The sequence below is a fragment of the Mycobacterium pseudokansasii genome, assembly GCF_900566075.1.
Lineage (GTDB): Bacteria > Actinomycetota > Actinomycetes > Mycobacteriales > Mycobacteriaceae > Mycobacterium > Mycobacterium pseudokansasii.
This window is the reverse complement of sequence record NZ_UPHU01000001.1, coordinates 1,153,800-1,173,370: the sequence shown is the minus strand read 5'-3', so window position 1 is coordinate 1,173,370 and position 19,571 is coordinate 1,153,800. Positions and strand designations below refer to the sequence as shown.

The 19,571-nt window shown below is 67.5% G+C and carries 19 protein-coding genes and 2 pseudogenes; 9 read left to right on the top strand and 12 right to left on the bottom strand.

Annotated features, from left to right (window positions below):
- Positions 1–2: 2 nt before the first annotated feature.
- The gene (locus EET10_RS05475; protein ID WP_081260667.1) at positions 3–1,100 is read left to right on the top strand and encodes a glycosyltransferase family 2 protein; all 1,098 of its coding nucleotides are present in this window, start codon (positions 3–5) and stop codon (positions 1,098–1,100) included.
- 39 nt (positions 1,101–1,139) lie between these two features.
- On the opposite strand, the gene EET10_RS05470 is transcribed toward EET10_RS05475, so the two are convergent.
- Entirely contained in the window at positions 1,140–1,415 is a 276-nt protein-coding gene (locus EET10_RS05470) for a hypothetical protein (protein WP_036398291.1), read from the bottom strand.
- 71 nt (positions 1,416–1,486) lie between these two features.
- On the opposite strand from EET10_RS05470, the gene EET10_RS05465 reads away from it, so the two are divergent.
- The 7 genes from EET10_RS05465 to EET10_RS05435 all read left to right on the top strand — a co-directional run bounded on the left by EET10_RS05465 (position 1,487) and on the right by EET10_RS05435 (position 7,700).
- Positions 1,487–1,786, top strand: a complete 300-nt coding sequence (locus tag EET10_RS05465) for a PE family protein (RefSeq protein WP_036398293.1) — start codon at positions 1,487–1,489, stop codon at positions 1,784–1,786.
- Between the two features lie 14 nt (positions 1,787–1,800).
- Positions 1,801–2,907: a PPE family protein gene (locus EET10_RS05460; protein ID WP_036398295.1), complete on the top strand. Its 1,107-nt coding sequence runs from the start codon at positions 1,801–1,803 to the stop codon at positions 2,905–2,907.
- Between the two features lie 36 nt (positions 2,908–2,943).
- On the top strand, positions 2,944–4,494 hold the full coding sequence (locus EET10_RS05455; protein WP_051490178.1) for an MFS transporter: 1,551 nt from the start codon (positions 2,944–2,946) through the stop codon (positions 4,492–4,494).
- Positions 4,495–4,574: 80 nt separating this feature from the next.
- Positions 4,575–5,684, top strand: a complete 1,110-nt coding sequence (locus EET10_RS05450) for an ADP-ribosylglycohydrolase family protein (protein ID WP_036399414.1) — start codon at positions 4,575–4,577, stop codon at positions 5,682–5,684.
- Between the two features lie 75 nt (positions 5,685–5,759).
- Complete coding sequence (sodC, locus tag EET10_RS05445) at positions 5,760–6,602, top strand: superoxide dismutase[Cu-Zn] (protein WP_423793544.1); 843 nt, start codon at positions 5,760–5,762, stop codon at positions 6,600–6,602.
- Between the two features lie 379 nt (positions 6,603–6,981).
- Entirely contained in the window at positions 6,982–7,395 is a 414-nt protein-coding gene (locus tag EET10_RS05440; protein WP_036398299.1) for a type II toxin-antitoxin system RelE/ParE family toxin, read from the top strand.
- Entirely contained in the window at positions 7,392–7,700 is a 309-nt protein-coding gene (locus EET10_RS05435) for a helix-turn-helix domain-containing protein (RefSeq protein ID WP_122501955.1), read from the top strand. Before EET10_RS05440 ends, EET10_RS05435 begins: the two co-directional genes overlap by 4 nt.
- A gap of 79 nt (positions 7,701–7,779) precedes the next feature.
- On the opposite strand, the gene groL is transcribed toward EET10_RS05435, so the two are convergent.
- The 9 genes and pseudogenes from groL to alr all read right to left on the bottom strand — a co-directional run bounded on the left by groL (position 7,780) and on the right by alr (position 15,022).
- Entirely contained in the window at positions 7,780–9,411 is a 1,632-nt protein-coding gene (gene groL, locus EET10_RS05430; protein WP_036398303.1) for a chaperonin GroEL, read from the bottom strand.
- Between the two features lie 111 nt (positions 9,412–9,522).
- Positions 9,523–9,825 (bottom strand): co-chaperone GroES, encoded by a 303-nt coding sequence (groES, locus tag EET10_RS05425; RefSeq protein ID WP_003418028.1) that lies wholly within the window; start codon positions 9,823–9,825, stop codon positions 9,523–9,525.
- 253 nt (positions 9,826–10,078) lie between these two features.
- Positions 10,079–11,134 carry a tRNA (adenosine(37)-N6)-threonylcarbamoyltransferase complex transferase subunit TsaD gene (gene tsaD, locus EET10_RS05420; protein WP_036399416.1) on the bottom strand — a complete coding sequence of 352 codons (1,056 nt, stop codon included), beginning with the start codon at positions 11,132–11,134 and terminating at the stop codon, positions 10,079–10,081.
- Between the two features lie 3 nt (positions 11,135–11,137).
- Positions 11,138–11,206, bottom strand: a pseudogene (locus EET10_RS32145) (16S rRNA (guanine(966)-N(2))-methyltransferase RsmD); the annotation flags it as partial.
- Between the two features lie 2 nt (positions 11,207–11,208).
- Positions 11,209–11,679: a ribosomal protein S18-alanine N-acetyltransferase gene (gene rimI / locus EET10_RS05415; protein WP_036398305.1), complete on the bottom strand. Its 471-nt coding sequence runs from the start codon at positions 11,677–11,679 to the stop codon at positions 11,209–11,211.
- Complete coding sequence (gene tsaB, locus EET10_RS05410; RefSeq protein ID WP_036398307.1) at positions 11,676–12,305, bottom strand: tRNA (adenosine(37)-N6)-threonylcarbamoyltransferase complex dimerization subunit type 1 TsaB; 630 nt, start codon at positions 12,303–12,305, stop codon at positions 11,676–11,678. The genes rimI and tsaB overlap by 4 nt, the downstream gene beginning before the upstream one ends.
- Entirely contained in the window at positions 12,302–12,757 is a 456-nt protein-coding gene (gene tsaE, locus EET10_RS05405) for a tRNA (adenosine(37)-N6)-threonylcarbamoyltransferase complex ATPase subunit type 1 TsaE (RefSeq protein ID WP_036398309.1), read from the bottom strand. The genes tsaB and tsaE overlap by 4 nt, the downstream gene beginning before the upstream one ends.
- Positions 12,750–13,802, bottom strand: coding sequence for an alpha/beta fold hydrolase (locus EET10_RS05400; RefSeq protein WP_423793568.1), 1,053 nt, complete (start codon positions 13,800–13,802; stop codon positions 12,750–12,752). Before EET10_RS05400 ends, tsaE begins: the two co-directional genes overlap by 8 nt.
- Positions 13,803–13,861: 59 nt before the next feature.
- Positions 13,862–15,022: an alanine racemase gene (gene alr / locus EET10_RS05395; protein ID WP_036399419.1), complete on the bottom strand. Its 1,161-nt coding sequence runs from the start codon at positions 15,020–15,022 to the stop codon at positions 13,862–13,864.
- Between the two features lie 227 nt (positions 15,023–15,249).
- Here alr and EET10_RS05390 point away from each other — a divergent pair.
- Positions 15,250–16,569 (top strand): annotated as a pseudogene (locus EET10_RS05390) (IS701 family transposase).
- A 145-nt stretch (positions 16,570–16,714) separates the two neighbouring features.
- Here EET10_RS05390 and gad read toward each other — a convergent pair.
- Together gad and EET10_RS05380 are read right to left on the bottom strand one after the other, a co-directional pair.
- On the bottom strand, positions 16,715–18,097 hold the full coding sequence (gene gad, locus EET10_RS05385) for a glutamate decarboxylase (protein ID WP_036398313.1): 1,383 nt from the start codon (positions 18,095–18,097) through the stop codon (positions 16,715–16,717).
- 24 nt (positions 18,098–18,121) lie between these two features.
- Positions 18,122–19,546, bottom strand: coding sequence for a bifunctional ADP-dependent NAD(P)H-hydrate dehydratase/NAD(P)H-hydrate epimerase (locus EET10_RS05380; protein ID WP_036399421.1), 1,425 nt, complete (start codon positions 19,544–19,546; stop codon positions 18,122–18,124).
- Positions 19,547–19,571: the final 25 nt, after the last annotated feature.

Sequence of the window (19,571 nt, the reverse complement as noted above, 5' to 3'; positions counted from 1 at the left end):
TCGTGAACGCTCCACAGTTGGTATTGACGCGCGGACGGGATGACTGTCGCGGCGGACAGCTGTCCGCCTTCCGACCTCCGAATGTTTCGGACGTCCGGCCGGCCGCCGTGTCGCCGCGGCCGTCCGTGGCAATAGTTATCCCCGCCTATAATGAGGACCGTATTATCGGCAGATGCCTGGAATCATGCATCGCCCAGACATCTGCGCCCGACGAAATAATCGTGGTCAACAACAAATCGACTGACGATACCCTGGCGGTGGTGCGCCGATATCAAAGACACCACCGGCAGTTCAACATCCGCCTGCTCGAGCAGAATGAGCATCAAGGGCTCATTCCGACACGCAACCATGGGTTCGACCATGCGCGCAGCGATGTCATCGGCCGCATCGATGCCGATACCATCATCGCCGATGACTGGGTCGAAACAATTCGCCGCCGATTCGCCAATCCGGCCGTGGACGCGGCGACCGGTCCGGTTTTCTACCATGACATGCCTTTGCGAAGACTCGGTTTCTGGGGGGACCACCGAATTCGCAGCTATCTGGAGCGCCACTCAACAGATCAGCGGTTTCTCCTGGGCGCCAACATGGCAATCCGGAACTCGGCGTGGCGAGCGGTCCGTCAGCTGGCCCATCGGGATCCCGAAGATCAACTGCACGAAGATATCGATCTTGCCCTGACCTTGTTCAAGAACGATTTGAAGATTGCGTACGAGCCGACAATGGTCGCAGGCATATCGGGCCGGCGGTTGGAAGCCCCAGTGCTTGACTTTTACCGCTACATCACGCGGTATACCAGGACGACGAAGGTCCATGGCGTCAAGAGCTGGACGGCGCTGCTGACGATGGCCATTCTGCTGCTGGTGTATTTGCTATTCCGGCCGGTTCGGTTCTTTTACGACGTCGAGAACCATCGATTTACATGGTCGAAGCTGCGCGCCAAGCTTCGCCGGACAGCCACGACGCCGCCGTTCGGGCGCAGGGACGCAGTGACAGCAGGGCACACTGCGGACCACCGTGCGGCCGACAGTGTCGGGACCGGCACTCGGGCCGGGCCGATAGTCCTATGCAAGCCAACATGTTTGGGGTCTTTGCCGTGAGACCTGGGTAGTGGCACGGATTCCGGCATGAACCGGAAATCACCCTAGCGCCGCGCGATAGGCGATGTAGCGGTAGTAAATCGCAGTGCGGCGCAACGGGTTGGTAGCCGCGGCCGGATAGGCCGCATCGAGCGTGACAACGAAGTCTCCTGCAACCGGACCAGACACCCGCAGGGGCGTGGGCACAGGCCTCCGGCATCCGCGGGCGGCGACCACGTCGGCGCCGATCGCGCGGCGTGCGCACACTTTTGCACCATCCCCCGCCTTGGGTTGGGTCATTTCGCCCTTGGGCGGCGGTGCTGTGGTCTCGATCATAGAAAGCACTTGGCCAGTACACGGCCAGTTCAGGGACCAGCTCACAGGTCAACTCAGAGGGAGGTAAGCGCATGTCTTTCGTGACCGCCCAGCCACCGGCGCTGGTGGCCGCAGCAGCCGATTTGCTGGGCATCGGCTCGGCGATGAACGCGCACAACGCGGCCGCGACGGCCACGACCACCGCGGTCGTGCCACCCGCTGCCGACGAGGTTTCCGCGCTGATCGCCGCTCAGTTCGCCGCGCACGCCGTCCTGTACCAGGAGATCAGCGCCCACGCCGCGGCCATTCACGACCAGTTGGTGACCACGTTGGGCACCAGCGCCGCCTCGTACGGCGCCGCCGAAGCCGCCAACACCGCTGCGGTCGGCTGAGCGAGGGTGCCGCGATGGACTACGCAGCTTTGCCGCCGGAGATCAACTCCGCGCGCATGTATGCCGGGGTCGGTTCCGGGCCGCTGCTGGCTGCGGCGGCGGCCTGGGACGGGCTGTCCGTTGAGTTGTACTCCACCGCTGCCCGGTGCTGGTCGGTGATCTCGGGGCTGGTTGGCGGGCCCTGGCAGGGCGCGGCATCGGTGGCGATGGCGACCGCGACCGCCCCCTACCTGGCGTGGCTGAACGTCACGGCAGGGCAGGCCGAGGCGACCGCCGGGCAGGCCACCGCGGCCGCGGCCGCCTACCATGCGGCATTCGCGATGACGGTGCCGCCGGCGGAGATCGCGGCCAACCGCGCGCTGCTGATGGCGCTGGTAGCGACCAACGTCCTGGGCCAGAACACTCCGGCGATCGCGGCCACCGAGGCCCACTACGCCACGATGTGGGCCCAAGACGCCGTCGCGATGTACGGCTACGCCGCGGCCGCGGCCGCCGCAACCCGATTGACCCCGTTCGCCGTAGCGCCGGAGGTCGCCCAGGCGGCCGGCCGGACGGCCAGTCAAGCGGCCGCCAGCAACGCGGTGAAGTTGTCCCAGTTGATCAACACCGTGCCACCGATGCTGAAGTGGTTCGCCACCCGTCCGTTAGTCGCCGGTGTGGTCACGGTGGAAGAGGGGATGCTGACCCCGGTCGAGGTCGTCATGGGCAGTACGTCGGCGACGATGTCCATCACGTCGGTCCTGAGGTCGTTCATGTCGATGGGGCAGGTCGCCGCACAGGCCGCGACGCCGCTGGCGCAGGCGGTCACCAACTTTGGACTCAAGATGCCGGGTCTGGGCCGCGTCGGGACGGTGTCGGCGGGCATGGGCAGGGCCGGTTCGATCGGGGCGTTGTCGGTACCGCACAGTTGGGGCGCCGCAGCCCCGAACATCAGCCACGCCGCCACGGCATTGCCGAACACCGGGCTAGCGTCCACTTCCCAGATTGCACCGGATGCAGCAGCCCCCATGTTGGGCGGTCTGCCAGCGGCGGGCAGAGCCGCCAACACGAGCAGCGCTAGCGCCTCCCGATACGGCCTTGCGCAGCGCTTCGTGATCGTCGGCTCGCCCGCCGCCGGTTAACCCGACCCACCCCACACGTCAAAACGGAGGAACCCCATGGCTGCGCTCTACACGCAAACCCGGTCGGCCCAGGACAAGCTGACGTTCGCCCAATGGATGACCGTGCTTGCCATGGGCCTGGGCTTCTCCATCACCGGTGCCGACCCGGCCATCTTCTCCAGCAGCCTGGTGCCGGTGCGCGAGGGCCTGCACATGAGCACCGCCGCCGCCGGATTCACCGCGAGTCTGGCCACGCTGACCCTGGCGGCGACGATCCTCGGCGCCGGAACGCTGGGCGACATCTACGGCAAACGCCGAATGTATCTGCTGGGCCTGGCCGGAGTGATCGTCAGCGGCCTGCTCGCCGCAGTCTCGCCCAATGCGGTGACCCTGATGATCACCCGGGCTCTGACCGGTGTCTGCTTCGCCTTCCTGCTGGGCCTGTCCCTGGCGATCATCAACGCCGTCTTCCCGCCCGCGCAGCGAGCCAAAGCCATCAGCTTTTTCTTGGGGACGGCATTCCTGGTAGGAGCGCCGCTACCACTGATCGGCGACATCCTGGTCGAGTCGCTGGGGTGGCGCTGGGCATTGGTCGTTGCCCCGGCCGCGGCGTTGATCACCATTCCCATCACGTTGCGGTTCGTCCCCGAGACATTCCGTATCCAGGGCCGCCGGATCGACTACCCCGGCATTGGCGCGGCCGGCCTCATGATGGTCAGCCTCGTCTACGGCCTGTCCCGCCTGGCTCATGGCCCCGGCGCGGCGGCGCCGCCGCTGCTGATCGGGCTGGCCGCCGGAGTCTTTTTCGTCTGGTGGGAGCAACACACCGACCAGCCGGCGCTGGACCTGCGGATCTTCCGGGCCGGCCCCTTCAACGCCGCGGTCATCACCGGATTGGCCTTCAATTTCCTGCTGGCCGGCCGCGTGCTCCTGCTGGGTTACTACACCACCGTGGTCCGCGGGTTTGCGCCGACGGTGCTGGGTCTGTTGCTGGTGCTGGCCGCCGCGGTGCAAGCGCCAGCGGCCGTCATGGGCGGTCGCCTGATGATGCGGACCTCGGCGCGAACCACGATCCTGTGGGGTCTGGGACTGCTCACCCTGGCCAGCTGCATGTTCGCCACCTTCGGGGTGGGCACCTCCCTCCCGGTGATCGCCTTGGGAGTCGTGATGCTGAGCGTCGGCGTCGCCATCGTCGAGCCGCCGCAGGCGAGCATCATGATGAGCTATGCCCCGCCGGGACTGGAGGGCTCGGTGTCGGCGGTCAAGCCCGGGGCCGGCCAATCCTTCTACTCCCTGGGCCCCACCGTGGTTACCCTGCTGACCACCACGTTCTACACCGCACGGGCCCGGGAGCGGCTCGCCGGCTTGGGTATCTCTCCCGCGCAGGCCGCCAACGCGTTGGAGGCATCGCGCTCAGCCGGCGGCGGTCACGTCGGCAGCCTAGGCAGCCTCAACCCCGAGCTGGCGCATCGGGTTCTGGCAGCTACCCAGGAGCTCATCGCCTCGGCGCTGCGCACCACCAGTCTTGCCATGGCACTGGTACCGCTGGCCGCGGCCGTCGCCGTCTGGCTGCTTCTCCCCCGCAATCGAGCAGATCAGAACTCATGACGGGTGGTGCCGGCCGCACCCCGATGGGATTGACCGGCGGGGTACGGCTGGCTCGCCCGCATCGCGGTAGCGTGCCGAGAATGAGCATCGGCGACCGGAAGCGGTTCCGCGGCTGCCTTCTCGGTGGCGCGGTGGGCGACGCGTTGGGCGCACCGGTGGAGTTTCACACCCGTGAGCAGATCCTGGCGCGGTTCGGCCCGGAGGGCATCACGGCGTATGCGCCCGCTTATGGCGGTGTCGGCATGGTCACCGACGACACTCAAATGACGCTGTTCACCGCCGAAGGGCTGCTGCGGTACTGGGTCCGCGGACGCATGAAGGGCTTGTCGACGTACACCGGGGTAACCGCAAACGCGTATCTGCGATGGCTGCGCACCCAAGGTGAAGCACCCGTGCAGCATGTCGGGATCGGCGAGCCATTCGGTGACGGCCATTCGGGCTGGCTCTACCAGCAGCGCCAGTTGCACAGCCAACGCGCGCCCGGCAACACGTGTATTTCAGCGCTTCGCGGGATACGTCATCTCGGCGAGCCCGCGGAAAACCACAGCAAGGGCTGCGGCGGGGTCATGCGGGTGGCACCCGTGGGGCTGTTTGTCTCGCGCCAGCCCGATGGGACGCTGCGCCACGCGTTCCGGATCGGTACCGAACTTGCGGCCCTGACGCACGGTCACCCCACGGGTTCGTTGTCGGCCGGGGTGTTCGCGGCGCTCATCTACCAGCTGGCGCTGGGGATACCGCTGGCGGAGGCGCTGCCGGAGGCCAAGCGCATCCTCGTCGAGTTCGCTGACCACGACGAAACCCTCAACGCCGTGGAGTCAGCCGAGGCCGCGGCACGTCGCGGCGGGCGCCGCCATGAGACTGTAGCGGGGTTGGGGCAGGGCTGGGTGGCCGACGAGGCGCTGGCCATCGGCGTGTATTGCGCGCTGACAGCAGAGTCGTTCGAAGACGGCATCGTGGCGGCGGTCAACCACGACGGCGACTCCGATTCGACGGGCTCGATTGCCGGCAACCTCCTCGGCGCGGCGCTCGGCGTGGGCGCGATCTCCAGCGACTGGCTGGAACCGCTGGAACTTCGCGACGTCATCAGCGAGATCGCCGACGACCTCTACGACTGTGCGGACTGGCATCTCTCCGAGTACAGCTTCGACGACGCCGCTAAGCGCATGTGGCACAAGTACCCGGGGTATTGACCAATTACAGCCGATAGCCCGAGTCGCTCGTTTGGCGTTGGCCGATCCGGGTAGGCCCATGCCATGAACAAGGGCGTGCAAAAGCCTGCGGCCGTTGCCGCAGCCGTGCTTACCGCGGTCATCGCACCGATAGGTGCGTGTGCCAACCAGAACACCGCCCAGCCCAACACGTCGCCGCTGACCGCCCCGCCGCCCGGCACCGAGCGGATGACCACACAGTTGAAGAGCGCCGACGGAACTCTGGTGGCCAACGCCACCTTCGATTTCGCCAACGGCTTCGCGACGCTGACCGTTGAGACGGTCCCGAACCAGGTCCTGACCCCTGGTTTCCACGGGCTCCATATCCACTCGGTGGGCAAATGCGAGGCCGATTCGGTTGCCCCGACGGGAGGAGCGACCGGCGACTTCAACTCCGCCGGAGGCCATTACCAGGCGCCTGGGCATACGGGTTATCCCGCCAGCGGCGACCTGACCTCCTTGGAAGTACGCTCCGACGGCACGGCAAAACTCGTCACCACCTCCAACTCGTTCACCGCGGCGGACCTGCGAAATGGCTCGGGCACCGCGCTGATCATTCACCAGGACCCGGATAACTTCGGCAATATCCCTCCCGCCCGCTACACCCAGAAGAACGGCACACCGGGCCCGGACGAAGAGACGCTGGCCACCGGCGATTCGGGTAAGCGAGTGGCCTGCGGTGTGGTCTCCGCGGCGACCACCACCTCGTCTCCTTCCTCGTCCTCCACCTCATCCGAAGGCGCCACACCTACCGTCACCACGCTCACCACCACCGCCACCGTCGTGCCGCCGCCGTCCATGAGCACCAGCACCAGCACTGTCACCGTCACCAGCGTCCCGACCGTCACGTCCACGCCGACCGGCACCGTAACGACTCCCAGCCTTCCGCCGAGCGGCTGATGCGCCGACCGTCTTTTAGATCCGAAGTACGGGCGTGCCGGCGGCAGCGGGTCAGGCCAATCTCCTGGTGAAAGTGCACCTCACGTAGGTATAACTCGAGGTCCCCGCAGACGGCAGACCGGGCTTCGGTGTCGACAAGCGGGAGCTTCACGGCCACCGACCGAGGCACACCCGGTTCGCCGTCGAGATGGGTGCGGTAGATGCGGCCGAGCAACCACTGAGTCGAGCAATGCGAAACACCCCCGGCTGGGCCGCCGCGGGTGTTTCGTTTATCTGGTCCAGACGTGGGTGGTCTGCCGACACTGGCCAATGCTCGGCGCGGGCGAGCCCTGGGAATCACTTCTAGCTGATATCAGTTGAAGCTGATACTCTATGGTACGTGCGGAAATGGGAGGTCGATCTGACTCTCATCGAGGCCTGGATGGACACCCTCGACGACGAGGAGTACGACAACTTAATAGCAGCGCTCGAGCAGTTGGAGGAACACGGCCCAGTCGCCCGACGACCGTTCGTGGACACCCTCGAAGGCTCAAAGCACCCGAACATAAAGGAGCTTCGTCCGCGCCCCACCAGGGCTGGAGCCCACATTCGTGTGCTGTTCGCGTTCGATATCAGATCACAGGCGATCATGCTGATCGCCGGAGACAAGGCCGGCAATTGGTCCACGTGGTATGCCAAGCACATTCCCATCGCAGATGACCTGTTCACCGCTCACCAGGAACGTCTACCTAGGGAAGGAGCTGACACGGCCAAAGCCGTTGATCCGAAGACAAGGAAGGGGAAGAAACGATGACCAATCTCGATGACATGCGCCGCCGTCGTCCGGGCAACCGGACCCGTATTGACGCGATCAAGGCGGAGATGGACCGTGAGGTCGCCCAGTACCGTCTCCGTGAACTTCGCGAGGCCGCAGGCCTCACTCAGACGACCCTCGCTGCGGCTATTGGCGTTGGCCAGAACCGTGTCTCCCAGATAGAGCATGGCGAACTGGGCACGTGTCGTGTCGACACACTACGCAAATACGTCGAGGCGACAGGCGGCGAGCTGGAGGTCTCCGTGAAGCGACCGGACGGGTCGCGGGTGCTCCTCAGTCTCTAAGGTTCATCCCGATGACCTAGGACCGAAAAGCGAAGCACCCCCGGCGTATTGGGCCGGGGGTGCTTCGTACTGGGCGCACCTAGTGATGGTGGTGGCCATGACCATGACCATGGCCGTGGTCGTGTTCGTCGGCGTTGGCGGGCTTGTCGACAATGGCCGTCTCGGTGGTGAGCACCATCCGAGCCACCGATGCGGCGTTGAGCACCGCGGACCGGGTCACCTTGACCGGGTCGACGACACCGTCGGCGGCCAGGTCGCCGTAGGTCAGGGTGCTGGCGTTCAGCCCATGGCCGACGGGCAGCTCGCTGACCTTGCTGACCACGACCGCTCCGTCAAGCCCGGCATTGGTGGCGATCCAGTACAGCGGTGCTGCGAGCGCCTCGGAAAACACGTCGACGCCGAGTGCCTCGTCGCCCGACAGCGACGCCCGTAGATCCTTCAGCGCCTCACGGGCCTGGATCAGCGCGGAGCCCCCGCCGGCGACGATGCCCTCCTCGACCGCAGCCTTGGCCGCCGCGACCGCGTCCTCGACGCTTTCCTTGCGTTCCTTGAGCTCGGTCTCGGTGGCGGCGCCCACCTTGATGACGGCCACCCCGCCGGCCAGCTTGGCCAGCCGCTCGCCCAGCTTCTCGCGGTCCCAGTCGGAGTCGCTTCGCTCGATCTCGCCGCGCAGCAGGTTGACCCGGGCCGCGACCGCTTCCGGAGCGCCACCGCCGTCGACGATGATGGTCTCGTCCTTGCTGACCACAACACGCCGGGCCGAGCCCAGTACGTCCAGGCCCACTTCCCGCAGCACCAGGCCGGCGTCGGGGTTGACCACCTCGGCGCCCGTCACCGCCGCCAGGTCCTGCAGGAACGCCTTGCGCCGGTCGCCGAAGTACGGCGACTTCACCGCGACCGCTCGCAGCGTCTTGCGGATGGAGTTGACGACCAGCGTTGCCAGCGCCTCACCCTCGACGTCCTCGGCGATGATCACCAGCGGCTTGCCCGATTCGGCAACTTTCTCCAGCAGCGGCAGCAGGTCCGGCAGCGAGCTGATCTTCTCCTGGTGCAACAGGATCAGCGCGTCTTCGAGCACGGCCTCCTGCGAGTCGAAGTCGGTGACGAAGTAAGCCGACAAAAAGCCCTTGTCAAAGCCGACACCCTCGGTGAATTCCAGCTCGGTGTTCAGCGTCGAGGATTCTTCGACGCTGACCACGCCGTCGGCGCCGACCTTGGTCATCGCCTCGCCCACCAGCTCACCGATCTGCTCGTCGCGCGAGGAGACCGTGGCCACCTGCGCGATGGCGTCCTTGCCCGATACGGGTGTCGCCGACGCGAGCAGTGCTTCGGACACCGCGTCGGCAGCCTTGCCGATGCCGGCGCCGAGTGCGATCGGGTTGACACCCGCAGCGACCAGCCGCAAGCCGGCCTTGAGCAGAGCTTGGGCCAGCACGGTGGCGGTGGTGGTGCCGTCGCCGGCGACGTCGTTGGTCTTGGTGGCCACCGACTTCACCAGCTGGGCGCCCAGGTTCTCGAAGGGGTCTTCCAGGTCGATCTCACGTGCGACGGTGACGCCGTCGTTGGTGATAGTGGGTCCGCCGAAGGACTTGGCCAACACCACGTGCCGACCACGCGGGCCCAACGTCACCCTTACCGTGTCGGCGAGCTTGTCCGCACCCGCCTCCATGGCGCGACGCGCGATTTCGTCGTACTCAATAAGCTTGCTCATCAGGTTCCTTCCGCCGGGCGATGTCCACTACGGCCTCGGCTGCTAACGCATGCCGCCCCGGAAATCACCCGTGGCCGTGCACGGGGATCGCCGGGGCGGAACACGGTTCTGTTACTTGGAAACGACAGCCAGCACGTCGCGTGCCGACAGGATCAGGTATTCCTCGCCGTTGTACTTGATCTCGGTGCCGCCGTACTTGCTGTAGATGACGGTGTCGCCCTCGGCGACGTCCAGCGGGATTCGCTTCTCGCCATCCTCGTCCCACCGGCCGGGGCCGACAGCGACGACGGTGCCCTCCTGGGGCTTCTCCTTGGCGGTGTCGGGAATGACCAGACCGGACGCGGTCGTGGTCTCGGCCTCGTTGGCCTGCACGAGAATCTTGTCCTCGAGTGGCTTGATGTTCACCTTCGCCACGATTGGAGCCCTCCACTATTGGGTCGGGTCCGGGTTCAGGCCCGGACCGGATTTGGCGGTCGGTCCGGGGCTTGCCCCGGAACCGTCCGAATTACCAGGTGATTCGGCATTCTTCCGTGCCCTCGCGCCGTCGTCGCGGGTGCCGGCAACAGGGGTCGTCCGACTGCCACCTAGCACTCTATACATGAGAGTGCTAGCACTCAAGGGCACCCCGGTGCTTCTGCGTGTTGGCGTGTCCGCCGTCCGCGAACTCTCAGCCGACCTGGCCTTTTACCTGACCTGTCACGACAGGCAGGCCGGGGTCGGTAGCCACATCCAGCGGTGACGGCGGAGCCCCCGCGGCCACCAGGTGCGCGGCGAACGCGGCGATCATGGCGCCGTTGTCGGTGCACAGTCGGGGCCTGGGGATACGCAGACTCAGGCCCGCCTCGGCGCAGCGCTGGGTGGCCAGCTCGCGCAGCCGCGAGTTGGCGGCCACGCCTCCCGCGATCAGCAAGGTGGACACCCCCAGGTCGGTGGCCGCGCGCACCGCCTTCTTGGTCAGCACGTCGGCGACGGACTCCTGGAATCCGGCCGCGACGTCGGCGGGCCGAGAGTCGGGATGGCTTTCCAGATAGCGGGCTACGGCGGTCTTGATCCCGGAGAAGCTGAACGCGTAGGGATCATCGGCCGGCCCGGTCATGCCACGAGGGAACACGGGCATCTCCGCGGCCTCCCGACCGCAGGTGCGGGCCAGGTCGTCAAGCACCTTGCCGCCCGGATAACCCAGGCCCAGCAGCCGCGCCACCTTGTCGTAGGCCTCACCGGCCGCGTCGTCGACGGTGCTGCCCAGCTCGACGATCGGCTCGGCAAGCGAGCGCACGTGCAACAGGTGGGTATGTCCGCCGGACACCAGCAACGCCACGCACTCGGGCAGCGGGCCGTGTTCGTAGACGTCGGCGGCCAGATGCCCGCCCAGGTGGTTGACGGCGTAGAACGGCACTCCCCACGCCGCCGCATAGGCTTTGGCCGCGGCCGCTCCCACCAACAGCGCACCGGCCAGGCCCGGACCGATGGTGGTAGCGACGACATCCGGTCGTTTCACGCCGGCCGCCGCCAGTGCCCGGCGCATCGCGGGACCAAGCGCTTCCAGGTGTGCCCGGGAGGCTATCTCGGGGACCACGCCGCCGAAGCGTACGTGCTGGTCGACGCTGGAGGCCACTTCGTCGGCCAGCAATGTCACCGTGGCCCCAACACCCGTGCCGCCCAGCCGCGCGATGCCGACTCCTGTTTCGTCGCAAGAGGTTTCGATAGCCAGCACGATAGTCACTGCGCGCCGCTTCTCCTCATCGCTTCGTCCCCCGCAAGCGGGCGGTACCCCCACGGCATCGTCGCCGGCCCGGGTCATCGGCGCGCCTCCCGTCGCATCGTGTAGGCGTCGGCGCCGCTGACCCGGTAGTAGCGCCGGCGCAGGCCGATCTGCTCGAATCCCATGTTGCGATACAGCGCGAGGGCGGCCTCGTTGTCGGTGCGGACCTCCAGGTATACGACCCCGCCCTCGGCGAAACGGAGCAGGTCGTTGAGCAGCCGACGGCCGATGCCTTGTCCCTGATAGGCCGGATCCACCCCGATGGTGTGCACCTCGTACTCGTAGGGCGGGGTGCGCCCCAACCGGGAAATGCCGGCATAGCCGACCAGGGTGCCGGCGCTGCGAGCTCCCACGTAGTGGTTGCGCGCGCTGGCCAGTTCCCGTTCGAAGGCCACCGCCGGCCACGGGTCGTCGCCGTCGAACAACTGGGCTTCCAGCTCGGCGCACCGCTCGGCATCGGCGGGGGTCAGCGCACCGAGGATGACGGGCCCGGTGTGGGCGGTCATGCGCGAGCCGCCAACGGCTTGGCATCCGGCCGTCGCAGATACAGCGCCACCAGCGGCGGCGGGTTGGCGGACCATTCGCGCACCGCGCCGACCAGCCCGGTCGGCGTCGGGTACACCGGCTCACATCGTGGCAGGCCGAACAACGCCGCGTGCTCGGGCGAGCCGGCGACGGCGCGGGCCGGCCCGAGATCGACGTCGGCCGGGGCGCTGACGGCCGGCCCGGCGATGCGGGCCCCGTCGCGATAGCGAGCCCAATACACCTCGCGGCGGCGTGCGTCGGTGACGACCAGCGTGTCACCGGTGGTGTGGCCGCCGATGCCGTCCAGGCTGCACACGCCGTATACCGGGATCTGCAGCGCATGCCCATAGGCGGCGGCGGTCGCCATCCCGACCCGCAAACCGGTAAACGGGCCGGGGCCGCAGCCGACCACCACGGCGTCCAGCTCGCTCATGCTCAGCGCCGCGTCGGCGAGTGCGGCCAGCACGTTAGGCGTCAGCCGTTCGGCGTGCGCCCGCGCGTCGACGGTGACCCGCTGGGCCACCGTCACGCACTGCGTGCCCTCCATGAGGATCACGCCCGCGGTCACGGCCGGGGTGGCGGTGTCGATCGCCAAGACCAGGCTCATGAACACACCCACTGCCAGGTCGCGATCCGCACGTCGGAATGGCTGACTCGCTCCAACCGGACGTCAAGGTGGCGCTGCGACAGGCGTTCGGCCAGGCCCTCCCCCCACTCGACCACCACCACCGCGTCGTCGAGATCGGTGTCGAGGTCCAGCGAGTCGAGCTCGCCGAGCAGAACGGCACCGGGCCGGTCCAGCAAGCGGTACAGGTCGACGTGAATCATCGCCGGACGGCCGGATCGGCGCGCCGGGTGTACCCGCGCCAGCACATAGGTCGGCGAGGTGACCGGACCGTCGACATCCATGGTTGCGGCAATTCCCTTGGCCAGCACGGTCTTTCCAGCACCCAGTGGACCGGAGAGCACCACCACGTCGCCGGCCCGAAGCTGCTCACCCAACCGGGCTCCCAGCGCGACGGTGTCCTCGACACGCTCCAGCTTCTGCTGCTCAGCCACGGCGCCGCCACCGTTCCCGAAACCGCCGGTACCGCAACGTCATCGCGGCCGGAGTGGCCCGGTCGACCAGCCGAACCAATCCCTCGTTGATGGCGTCGGGCTTCTCCAGCAGCGCCAGATGACTGGCCCCGGTGACGATGACCAGTTCCGACTGCGGCAGCGAAGCCGCCATCTTCCTCGAATATTCGTCCGGGGTGAGCAGGTCGTGGTCGCCGCAGGCGATCAGCGTCGGGACCTTCAGCAACGTCCATAGCCCCGCGGTTTCGTCGTGGACTTCCAGGGCCTGCAGGAACTCCACCAGGGTGGCGATCGGGGTGTCGTTCATCATCCGCTGCGAGAACGCATCCAGGCTCCGGCTGACCTGCAGGTCGCTGAAGGACGCGGCGCGCAGGATCGGGGCGATCAGCGACCGGGACACGGTGCGGCCGCGGTGTACCAGCTTCGGTGCGGAGCGGGCAGTGAACCGCACGGCTTCCAACGCCGGGTTCTTGAGGAACTCGCCCAGCGGTGAGCGCGTCACCCCTTCGGCGGCCGAGGAGATGATCGCGGCCCCCACGATCCGCTGGCCGTAGTGCTCGGGGAACTGGCGGGCATGCGACAGCACCGTCATTCCGCCCATCGAATGTCCCACCAGCACAATCGGCCCGCGCGGCGCGGTGGCCCGCAGGACCGTTTCCAGGTCCTGGCCGAGTTGGGTCAGCGTGTAGGTCTGCGGCGCGGCTTCACCGGACTGGCCATGCCCACGCTGGTCGTAGAAGACCATCCGCACCTTCGAGCCCCAGTGTTCGCCAAGCCGGATCCGCTGAAAGTGGAAGGCGCCCATGCGAAGACAAAAACCGTGGGCGAAGACCAGGGTCACCGGCGCATCGACCGGCCCGGCCTCGCGCACCGCCAGCGGTACCCCGTCGGGGGTGGTCACCACGTGGCCGCGGTCGCTGTCCAGCCGCTCGAAATCCTCGTCGGTGTAAGGGTCTTCAATGACGCCGCTGCGTTCGGCCAGCGAGCGGCGGGCAGCGGCTCCGACGATCGTGGCGACCGCGGTCAGCCCGGCGCCTCCCGCAAGCCAGGCCCTACCCTGGTAACCTTTATGGGATTCGTTGGGATTCAACGGTTTTCGGCCTCACGATAGGTCCTGGTGATCCGCCCGCGCGGGCTGGTGACCACTTCGTAGTGGATGGTGCCCACCAGATCGGCCCAGTCCTGTGCGGTGGGCTCGCCGCTGGTGCCGGGCCCGAACAGAATGGCCTCGTCACCTTCGGCCACGTCGACCCGGCCGGGGCCGAGGTCGACGACGAACTGGTCCATGCAGATCCGGCCGACGCCCGGTCGGCGCCGGCCGTTGATCAGTACCTCCAGGCGCCCGCCCAGTGACCGGAACACGCCGTCGGCGTAGCCGATCGGCAGCAGCGCCACCGTGGTGTCGTGCGGCGCGATCCAGGTGTGCCCGTACGACACGCCTTCTCCTGCGGGAACCGACTTGACCAGCGCCACAGCGCATTTCACGGTCATGGCCGGCACCAGGCCCATCTCGCCCAGCTCCGGCACCGGGCTCAACCCGTACACCGCGATGCCCGGGCGCACCAGGTCGAGGGTCAGGTCGGGACGGGCCATGGTCGCAGACGAATTGGACAGGTGCGCCACCTCGAACCGGACGCCCTGTTCGCGGGCGTATGCCAGCATGTCCCGGAACCGTTGGGCCTGAACGTCGTTGATGGGCTGTTGCGGCGCGTCGGCGTACACCAGGTGCGACATCACTCCCCGCAGCCGGATCGCATGCTCGGCAGCGGCCTGACGCAACCTGGCCAGCATCTCCGGGTACAGCGCCGGCGGCACGCCGTTGCGGTTGAGACCGGTGTCGACCTTGACGGTCACCGTCGCCGTCGTGCCGGTGCGGGCCACCGCATCCAGCAGTTCGTCGAGTTGACGCGCCGACGAGACCGCAATTTCGACGTCGGCAACCAGCGCCGGCCCGAAATCGATGCCGGGCGGATGGAGCCAGGCCAACACCGGGGCGGTGATCCCGTCGGCCCGCAACGACAGCGCCTCGTCGACGGTGGCGACACCGAGTTCGGCCGCCCCCGCCGCCAACGCCGCCCGGGCGACCCTGGTCGCGCCGTGGCCGTAACCGTCCGCCTTGACGACGGCCATGACCTGCGCGCTTCCGGCGTGCTCGCGCAGCACCCGCACATTGTGTTCGACGGCACCCAGGTCGACCACGGCCTCGGCCAGGACGCCCGGCGTTCGGGATATCGGCGTAACGGCCAACGAAGTCGTGCTCCCACTCGTCTGTGTGTTGGTTCGCAGCCATTCTCCCAGAACGGCTCGGATCACCGGTGAGAGCTACGCGGCGTTGGTCACATGCGTCACACCCGTCCCGGGAGTTGGCAGGCGCCCGATGTGCCCACCTAGTACTACAGCCGTAGATCAGGGTTGTTGATGCTGGCGTGTCTGCGCTGGTAGAGGCGGCGACCGCGGCATGTTCGGTGTTTGTGATGACAACGGAATTGGCCTCGGTCGCCGCGGCTCATAGCGTAGACCCTGATCGGTGGCAGACGGAGTTCTCGGCGGTGATCGATCGCATCACGTTTTGCTCGTTACGAACCCTTGCGGCATGCCGGTGAATTGATGGCCGGGATGGTCTCGGGCCTGGACAGAAAGAATTGCTGGACCATCGCCGAACATCGCGGTGCGGCCACCCCGGACGGGTTGCAGCATCTGCTGGCACGGGCCAGCTGGGACGCTGATGCGGTCCGTGATGATCTGCGTGATTACGTCATCGACGCCTTTGGCGACCGGGGTGCGATCTTGGTGGTCGACGAGACCGGCGACGTGAAAAAAGGGCACTGCGACGGTCGGGGTGCCACGTCAGTACAGCGGTACGGCTGGGCGGATCGAGAATTCTCAAGTGGCGGTGTATCTGACCTACGCCGCCCCGCGCGGACACGCCCTGATCGACCGGGCACTGTAGCTACCCAAGTCGTGGAGCGAGGACACCGACCGGTGTGCCGATACCGGAATCCCCGAGGATAAGCGGGGTTTCGCGACCAAACCGACGCTGGCCGCCAAGCTGATCGACCGCGCCGTGGCGGCCGAGGTACCTGCGGCGTGGGTGACCGGCGACGAAGTCTATGGCGCTGACCCGCGGTCGCGCGCGCGGGTTCGCGAGCACCGCCTGGGGTATGTCCTGGCGGTCGCGGCCAACCGGCGGGTACCCACCGACGCCGGCCCGATCCGTGTCGATGCGCTACCGGCGCTGATCCCTGAACACGCCTGGCAGACACACTCCGCCGGCCCTGGGGCGCACGGCCCCCGCCTGTACTCCTGGGCGTGGTTTCGGCTGCTGGCCGAAGACGACACCGACACCGGCGTTCACCATTTGCTGATCCGCCGCAACGATGCCACCGGTGAACACGCCTACCTGCGCTGCTACAGCCCGCGCCCCGTCCCACTACGCACCCTGGTGGCCGTGGCCGGTCAGCGCTGGCGCATCGAGGAATCCTTCCAAGCCGCCAAAAGGACTCGTCGGCCTCGACCAGCACCAGGTCCGGCGCTGGAACTCCTGGCATCGCTGGACCACCTTGGCCATGCTCGCCCACGCCTTCCTGGCCGTGGCCACCGCCATCGAACACGACACCGCACCCACCCCGATCGGATTGATTGCATTGACTGTCAACGAGTTTCGACGTCTCTTCGACGCACTGCTGCTGACCGCAACACACACCCTGACAAGCCTGCTGGCCTGGTCACGACGGCGGCGACGACACCAATACCGAGCCCGGCTCTCGCACTATCGACGGCGTGAAACCCAATGATCCCGATCTACGGCTGCAGTACTAGCAGCGACAACCTCACGTGTCGCTGCTAGGTGAGCACAACGAACATCCTCCCCGGCAGAGGCCACTGTGACGGATGTGACATGACGCCGTTGCGGTGCGCCCGCCTCCCCAGGGGTCCGCGCTAATGCGCGAAGTGCTGGGCGTCGTAGTGCCCGCCGGGCTTGAGCTTGTTCAGCGTGCGCACCGCGGTGGAAATGTCGTCGTGCAACGCCCGGGCCAGGTCGGCGGACAGCCCTTCCCGCACCACGATGCGCAGCACGGCGATGTCGGTGGCGTTGTCCGGCATGGTGTAGGCCGGGACCTGCCAGCCGAAGGTACGCAATTCATGCGAGACGTCGAACTCGGTGTAACCGTGGTCCCCGGCGAGGCGGAAAGCGACCACCGGAATCGCCGAGCCGTCCGAGATCAGCTCGCAGTGTTCCACGGTGCGCAGCTGCTCGCCGAGCCACCGCGCGGTGAGCGACAGTGCCTGCATGACCTTGGTGTAGCCCTCGCGACCGAGCCGCAGGAAGTTGTAGTACTGCCCGACGACCTGGTTGCCCGGACGGGAGAAGTTCAGCGTGAACGTCGGCATGTCCCCGCCCAGGTAATTGACCCGGAACACCAGCTCCTCGGGCAGATATTCGGGGCCGCGCCACACGACGAACCCGACGCCGGGATAGGTCAGCCCGTACTTGTGGCCGCTGACGTTGATCGACACCACTCGGGGCAGCCGGAAATCCCATTGCAGGTCCGGATGCAAGAACGGCACCACGAACCCGCCGCTGGCGGCGTCGACGTGCACCGGGACGTCCACGCCACCGCTCGCCGCCAACTTGTCGAGCGCGGCGCAGATCTCCGCCACCGGTTCCAGCTCACCGGTGTAGGTGGTGCCCAGAATCGCCACCACACCGATGGTGTCCTCGTCGACGGCGTCGACCACCTGCTCGGGAGTAATGACATAGCGCCCTTTCTCCATCGGCAGATAGCGGGGTTCGACGTCGAAGTAGCGGCAGAACTTCTCCCACACCACCTGCACGTTGGAACCCATGACCAGGTTGGGTGTCCGACCCTTCCAGTCCTTGGTCTTCGCCCGCCAGCGCCACTTCATGGCCAGACCACCCAGCATTACCGCCTCACTGGAGCCGATCGTCGACACTCCGGTGGCGCTGCCCGGGTCGTCGTCGCGCAGCCCCTCGGCGTGGAAAAGGTCGGCCACCATGGATACGCAGCGGGACTCGATGGCCGCGGTCGCCGGGTATTCGTCTTTGTCGATCATGTTCTTGTCGAACGTCTCGGCCATCAGCTTGCCGGCCTCGGGGTCCATCCAGGTGGTCACGAAGGTGGCCAGGTTCAGCCGCGAACTGCCGTCGAGCATGAGTTCGTCGTGGATGAAGCGGTAGGCGGTCTCGGGGTCCATCGACTCTTCGGGAAGCCGCAGCGCCGGCACCGGAGCGGTGAACATCCGCCCGGTGTAGGCCGGAGCAATCGAGTGCGCGGGCACGGACGGGTGGCTGCGGGACACGGTGGATCCTTTCGTTGTGGATATCTACAGAGCAGCCAGAGCGGCCCTGATGTGGTGCAGGATTCGTGATGCGGACGTCGGCGCACCGCCGGGCCCGGGATCGACGGCCGAAAGCCCTGCCGCCCGAGCATGCACGAAGGCCGCTGCCGCGGCCGCCTCGGCCGATGCAAGGCCCGACGCCAGCAGGGCACCGATCATCCCGGACAGCACGTCACCGGAACCGGCGGTTGCCGCCCACGATTGTCCGGCCGGACTCAGGTACACCGGGCCGCCGGGATCGGCGATGACGGTGACGTTCCCCTTGAGCAGCACGGTGGCGCCGAAGCTGTCGGCGAGCCTGCGGCAGGCGCCGACCCGATCGGGACCGGGCGGTGCGCCGGCCAGCCTGGCAAATTCACCGGCATGCGGCGTCAGCACCGTCGGCGCTCGGCGATCGACCACCAACTCCGGGTGGGCCGCCAGCATGGTCAGCCCGTCGGCATCGACCAGGACGGGCAGGTCGGTTTCCAGCGCGAACCACAACGCGGCGGCGGCCTCCTGGTCTGAGGTACCCAGTCCCGGCCCGACGACCCAGGCCTGCACCCGTCCGGCCGCCGCCGGGGTGGGCGACGCGATCACCTCCGGCCAGTGGGAGAGCACCTCGGCATGGGCGCTGCCGGCGTAGCGGACCATCCCCGAGGTGGCCGCTACCGCTGCACCGGTGCACAGCACCCCCGCACCCGGATAGGTCGAGGAGCCGGCCAGGACACCGGTGACGCCCTGGGTGTACTTGTCGTCGTCGGGACCGGGTACCGGCCAGCGCGCGAGTACGTCGGCGGCCTGAAACTCCCGCAGATCGGTGTCGGGCAGGTCGAGCCCGATATCGACGAGCACGACGCGACCGCAATCGGCCAGCGCGTGGACCGGTTTGAGGCCGCCGAAGGTGACGGTCAGCGCGGCGTGCACCGCGGGACCGGTGATCGCTCCGGTCGCCACGTCGATGCCGCTGGGGATGTCGACGGCGACCACCGGGATCCCGGCGTCGTGCACGGCGGCGAACACCTCGGCCGCCGCGGGCCGCAGCGGCCCCGAACCGGAAATGCCCACCACCCCGTCGATCACGAGATCGGTTGCGGTTGGCACGCTTTCGACGACGCGACCGCCGGCTTTGGTGAACGCCGCCAGCGCCTTAGGGTGGGTGCGTTCCGGGTTGAGTAGCACCGCGCGGGCCGACGCCCCGCGACGGCGCAGGAAGGTGGCTGCCCACAGCGCGTCGCCGCCGTTGTCACCGGATCCGACGACCGCGCACACCCGCCGGCCGGCAACTCCGCCGGTGCGGGCGGTCAGTTCCCGAATGATCTCGGTGGCCAATCCGTAAGCCGCCCGCCGCATCAGTGCGCCGTCGGGCAGGCTGGCCAACAGCGGTGCTTCGGAGTCGCGGATCTCGTCTGCAGAGTAGTAATGCCGCATCGGTGTCAGCATTCCATGCATGCCA

Bases quoted from the DNA above. Each gene is read 5' to 3' on its own strand.
- EET10_RS05435 (WP_122501955.1), top strand. From the start codon at position 7,392: ATGACCAATCTCGATGACATGCGCCGCCGTCGTCCGGGCAACCGGACC.
- EET10_RS05455 (WP_051490178.1), top strand. From the start codon at position 2,944: ATGGCTGCGCTCTACACGCAAACCCGGTCGGCCCAGGACAAGCTGACG.
- EET10_RS05380 (WP_036399421.1), bottom strand. From the start codon at position 19,546: ATGCGGCATTACTACTCTGCAGACGAGATCCGCGACTCCGAAGCACCG.
- EET10_RS05470 (WP_036398291.1), bottom strand. From the start codon at position 1,415: ATGATCGAGACCACAGCACCGCCGCCCAAGGGCGAAATGACCCAACCC.
- tsaB (WP_036398307.1), bottom strand. From the start codon at position 12,305: ATGAGCCTGGTCTTGGCGATCGACACCGCCACCCCGGCCGTGACCGCG.
- EET10_RS05465 (WP_036398293.1), top strand. From the start codon at position 1,487: ATGTCTTTCGTGACCGCCCAGCCACCGGCGCTGGTGGCCGCAGCAGCC.
- groL (WP_036398303.1), bottom strand. From the start codon at position 9,411: ATGAGCAAGCTTATTGAGTACGACGAAATCGCGCGTCGCGCCATGGAG.
- rimI (WP_036398305.1), bottom strand. From the start codon at position 11,679: ATGACCGCCCACACCGGGCCCGTCATCCTCGGTGCGCTGACCCCCGCC.
- EET10_RS05450 (WP_036399414.1), top strand. From the start codon at position 4,575: ATGAGCATCGGCGACCGGAAGCGGTTCCGCGGCTGCCTTCTCGGTGGC.
- EET10_RS05460 (WP_036398295.1), top strand. From the start codon at position 1,801: ATGGACTACGCAGCTTTGCCGCCGGAGATCAACTCCGCGCGCATGTAT.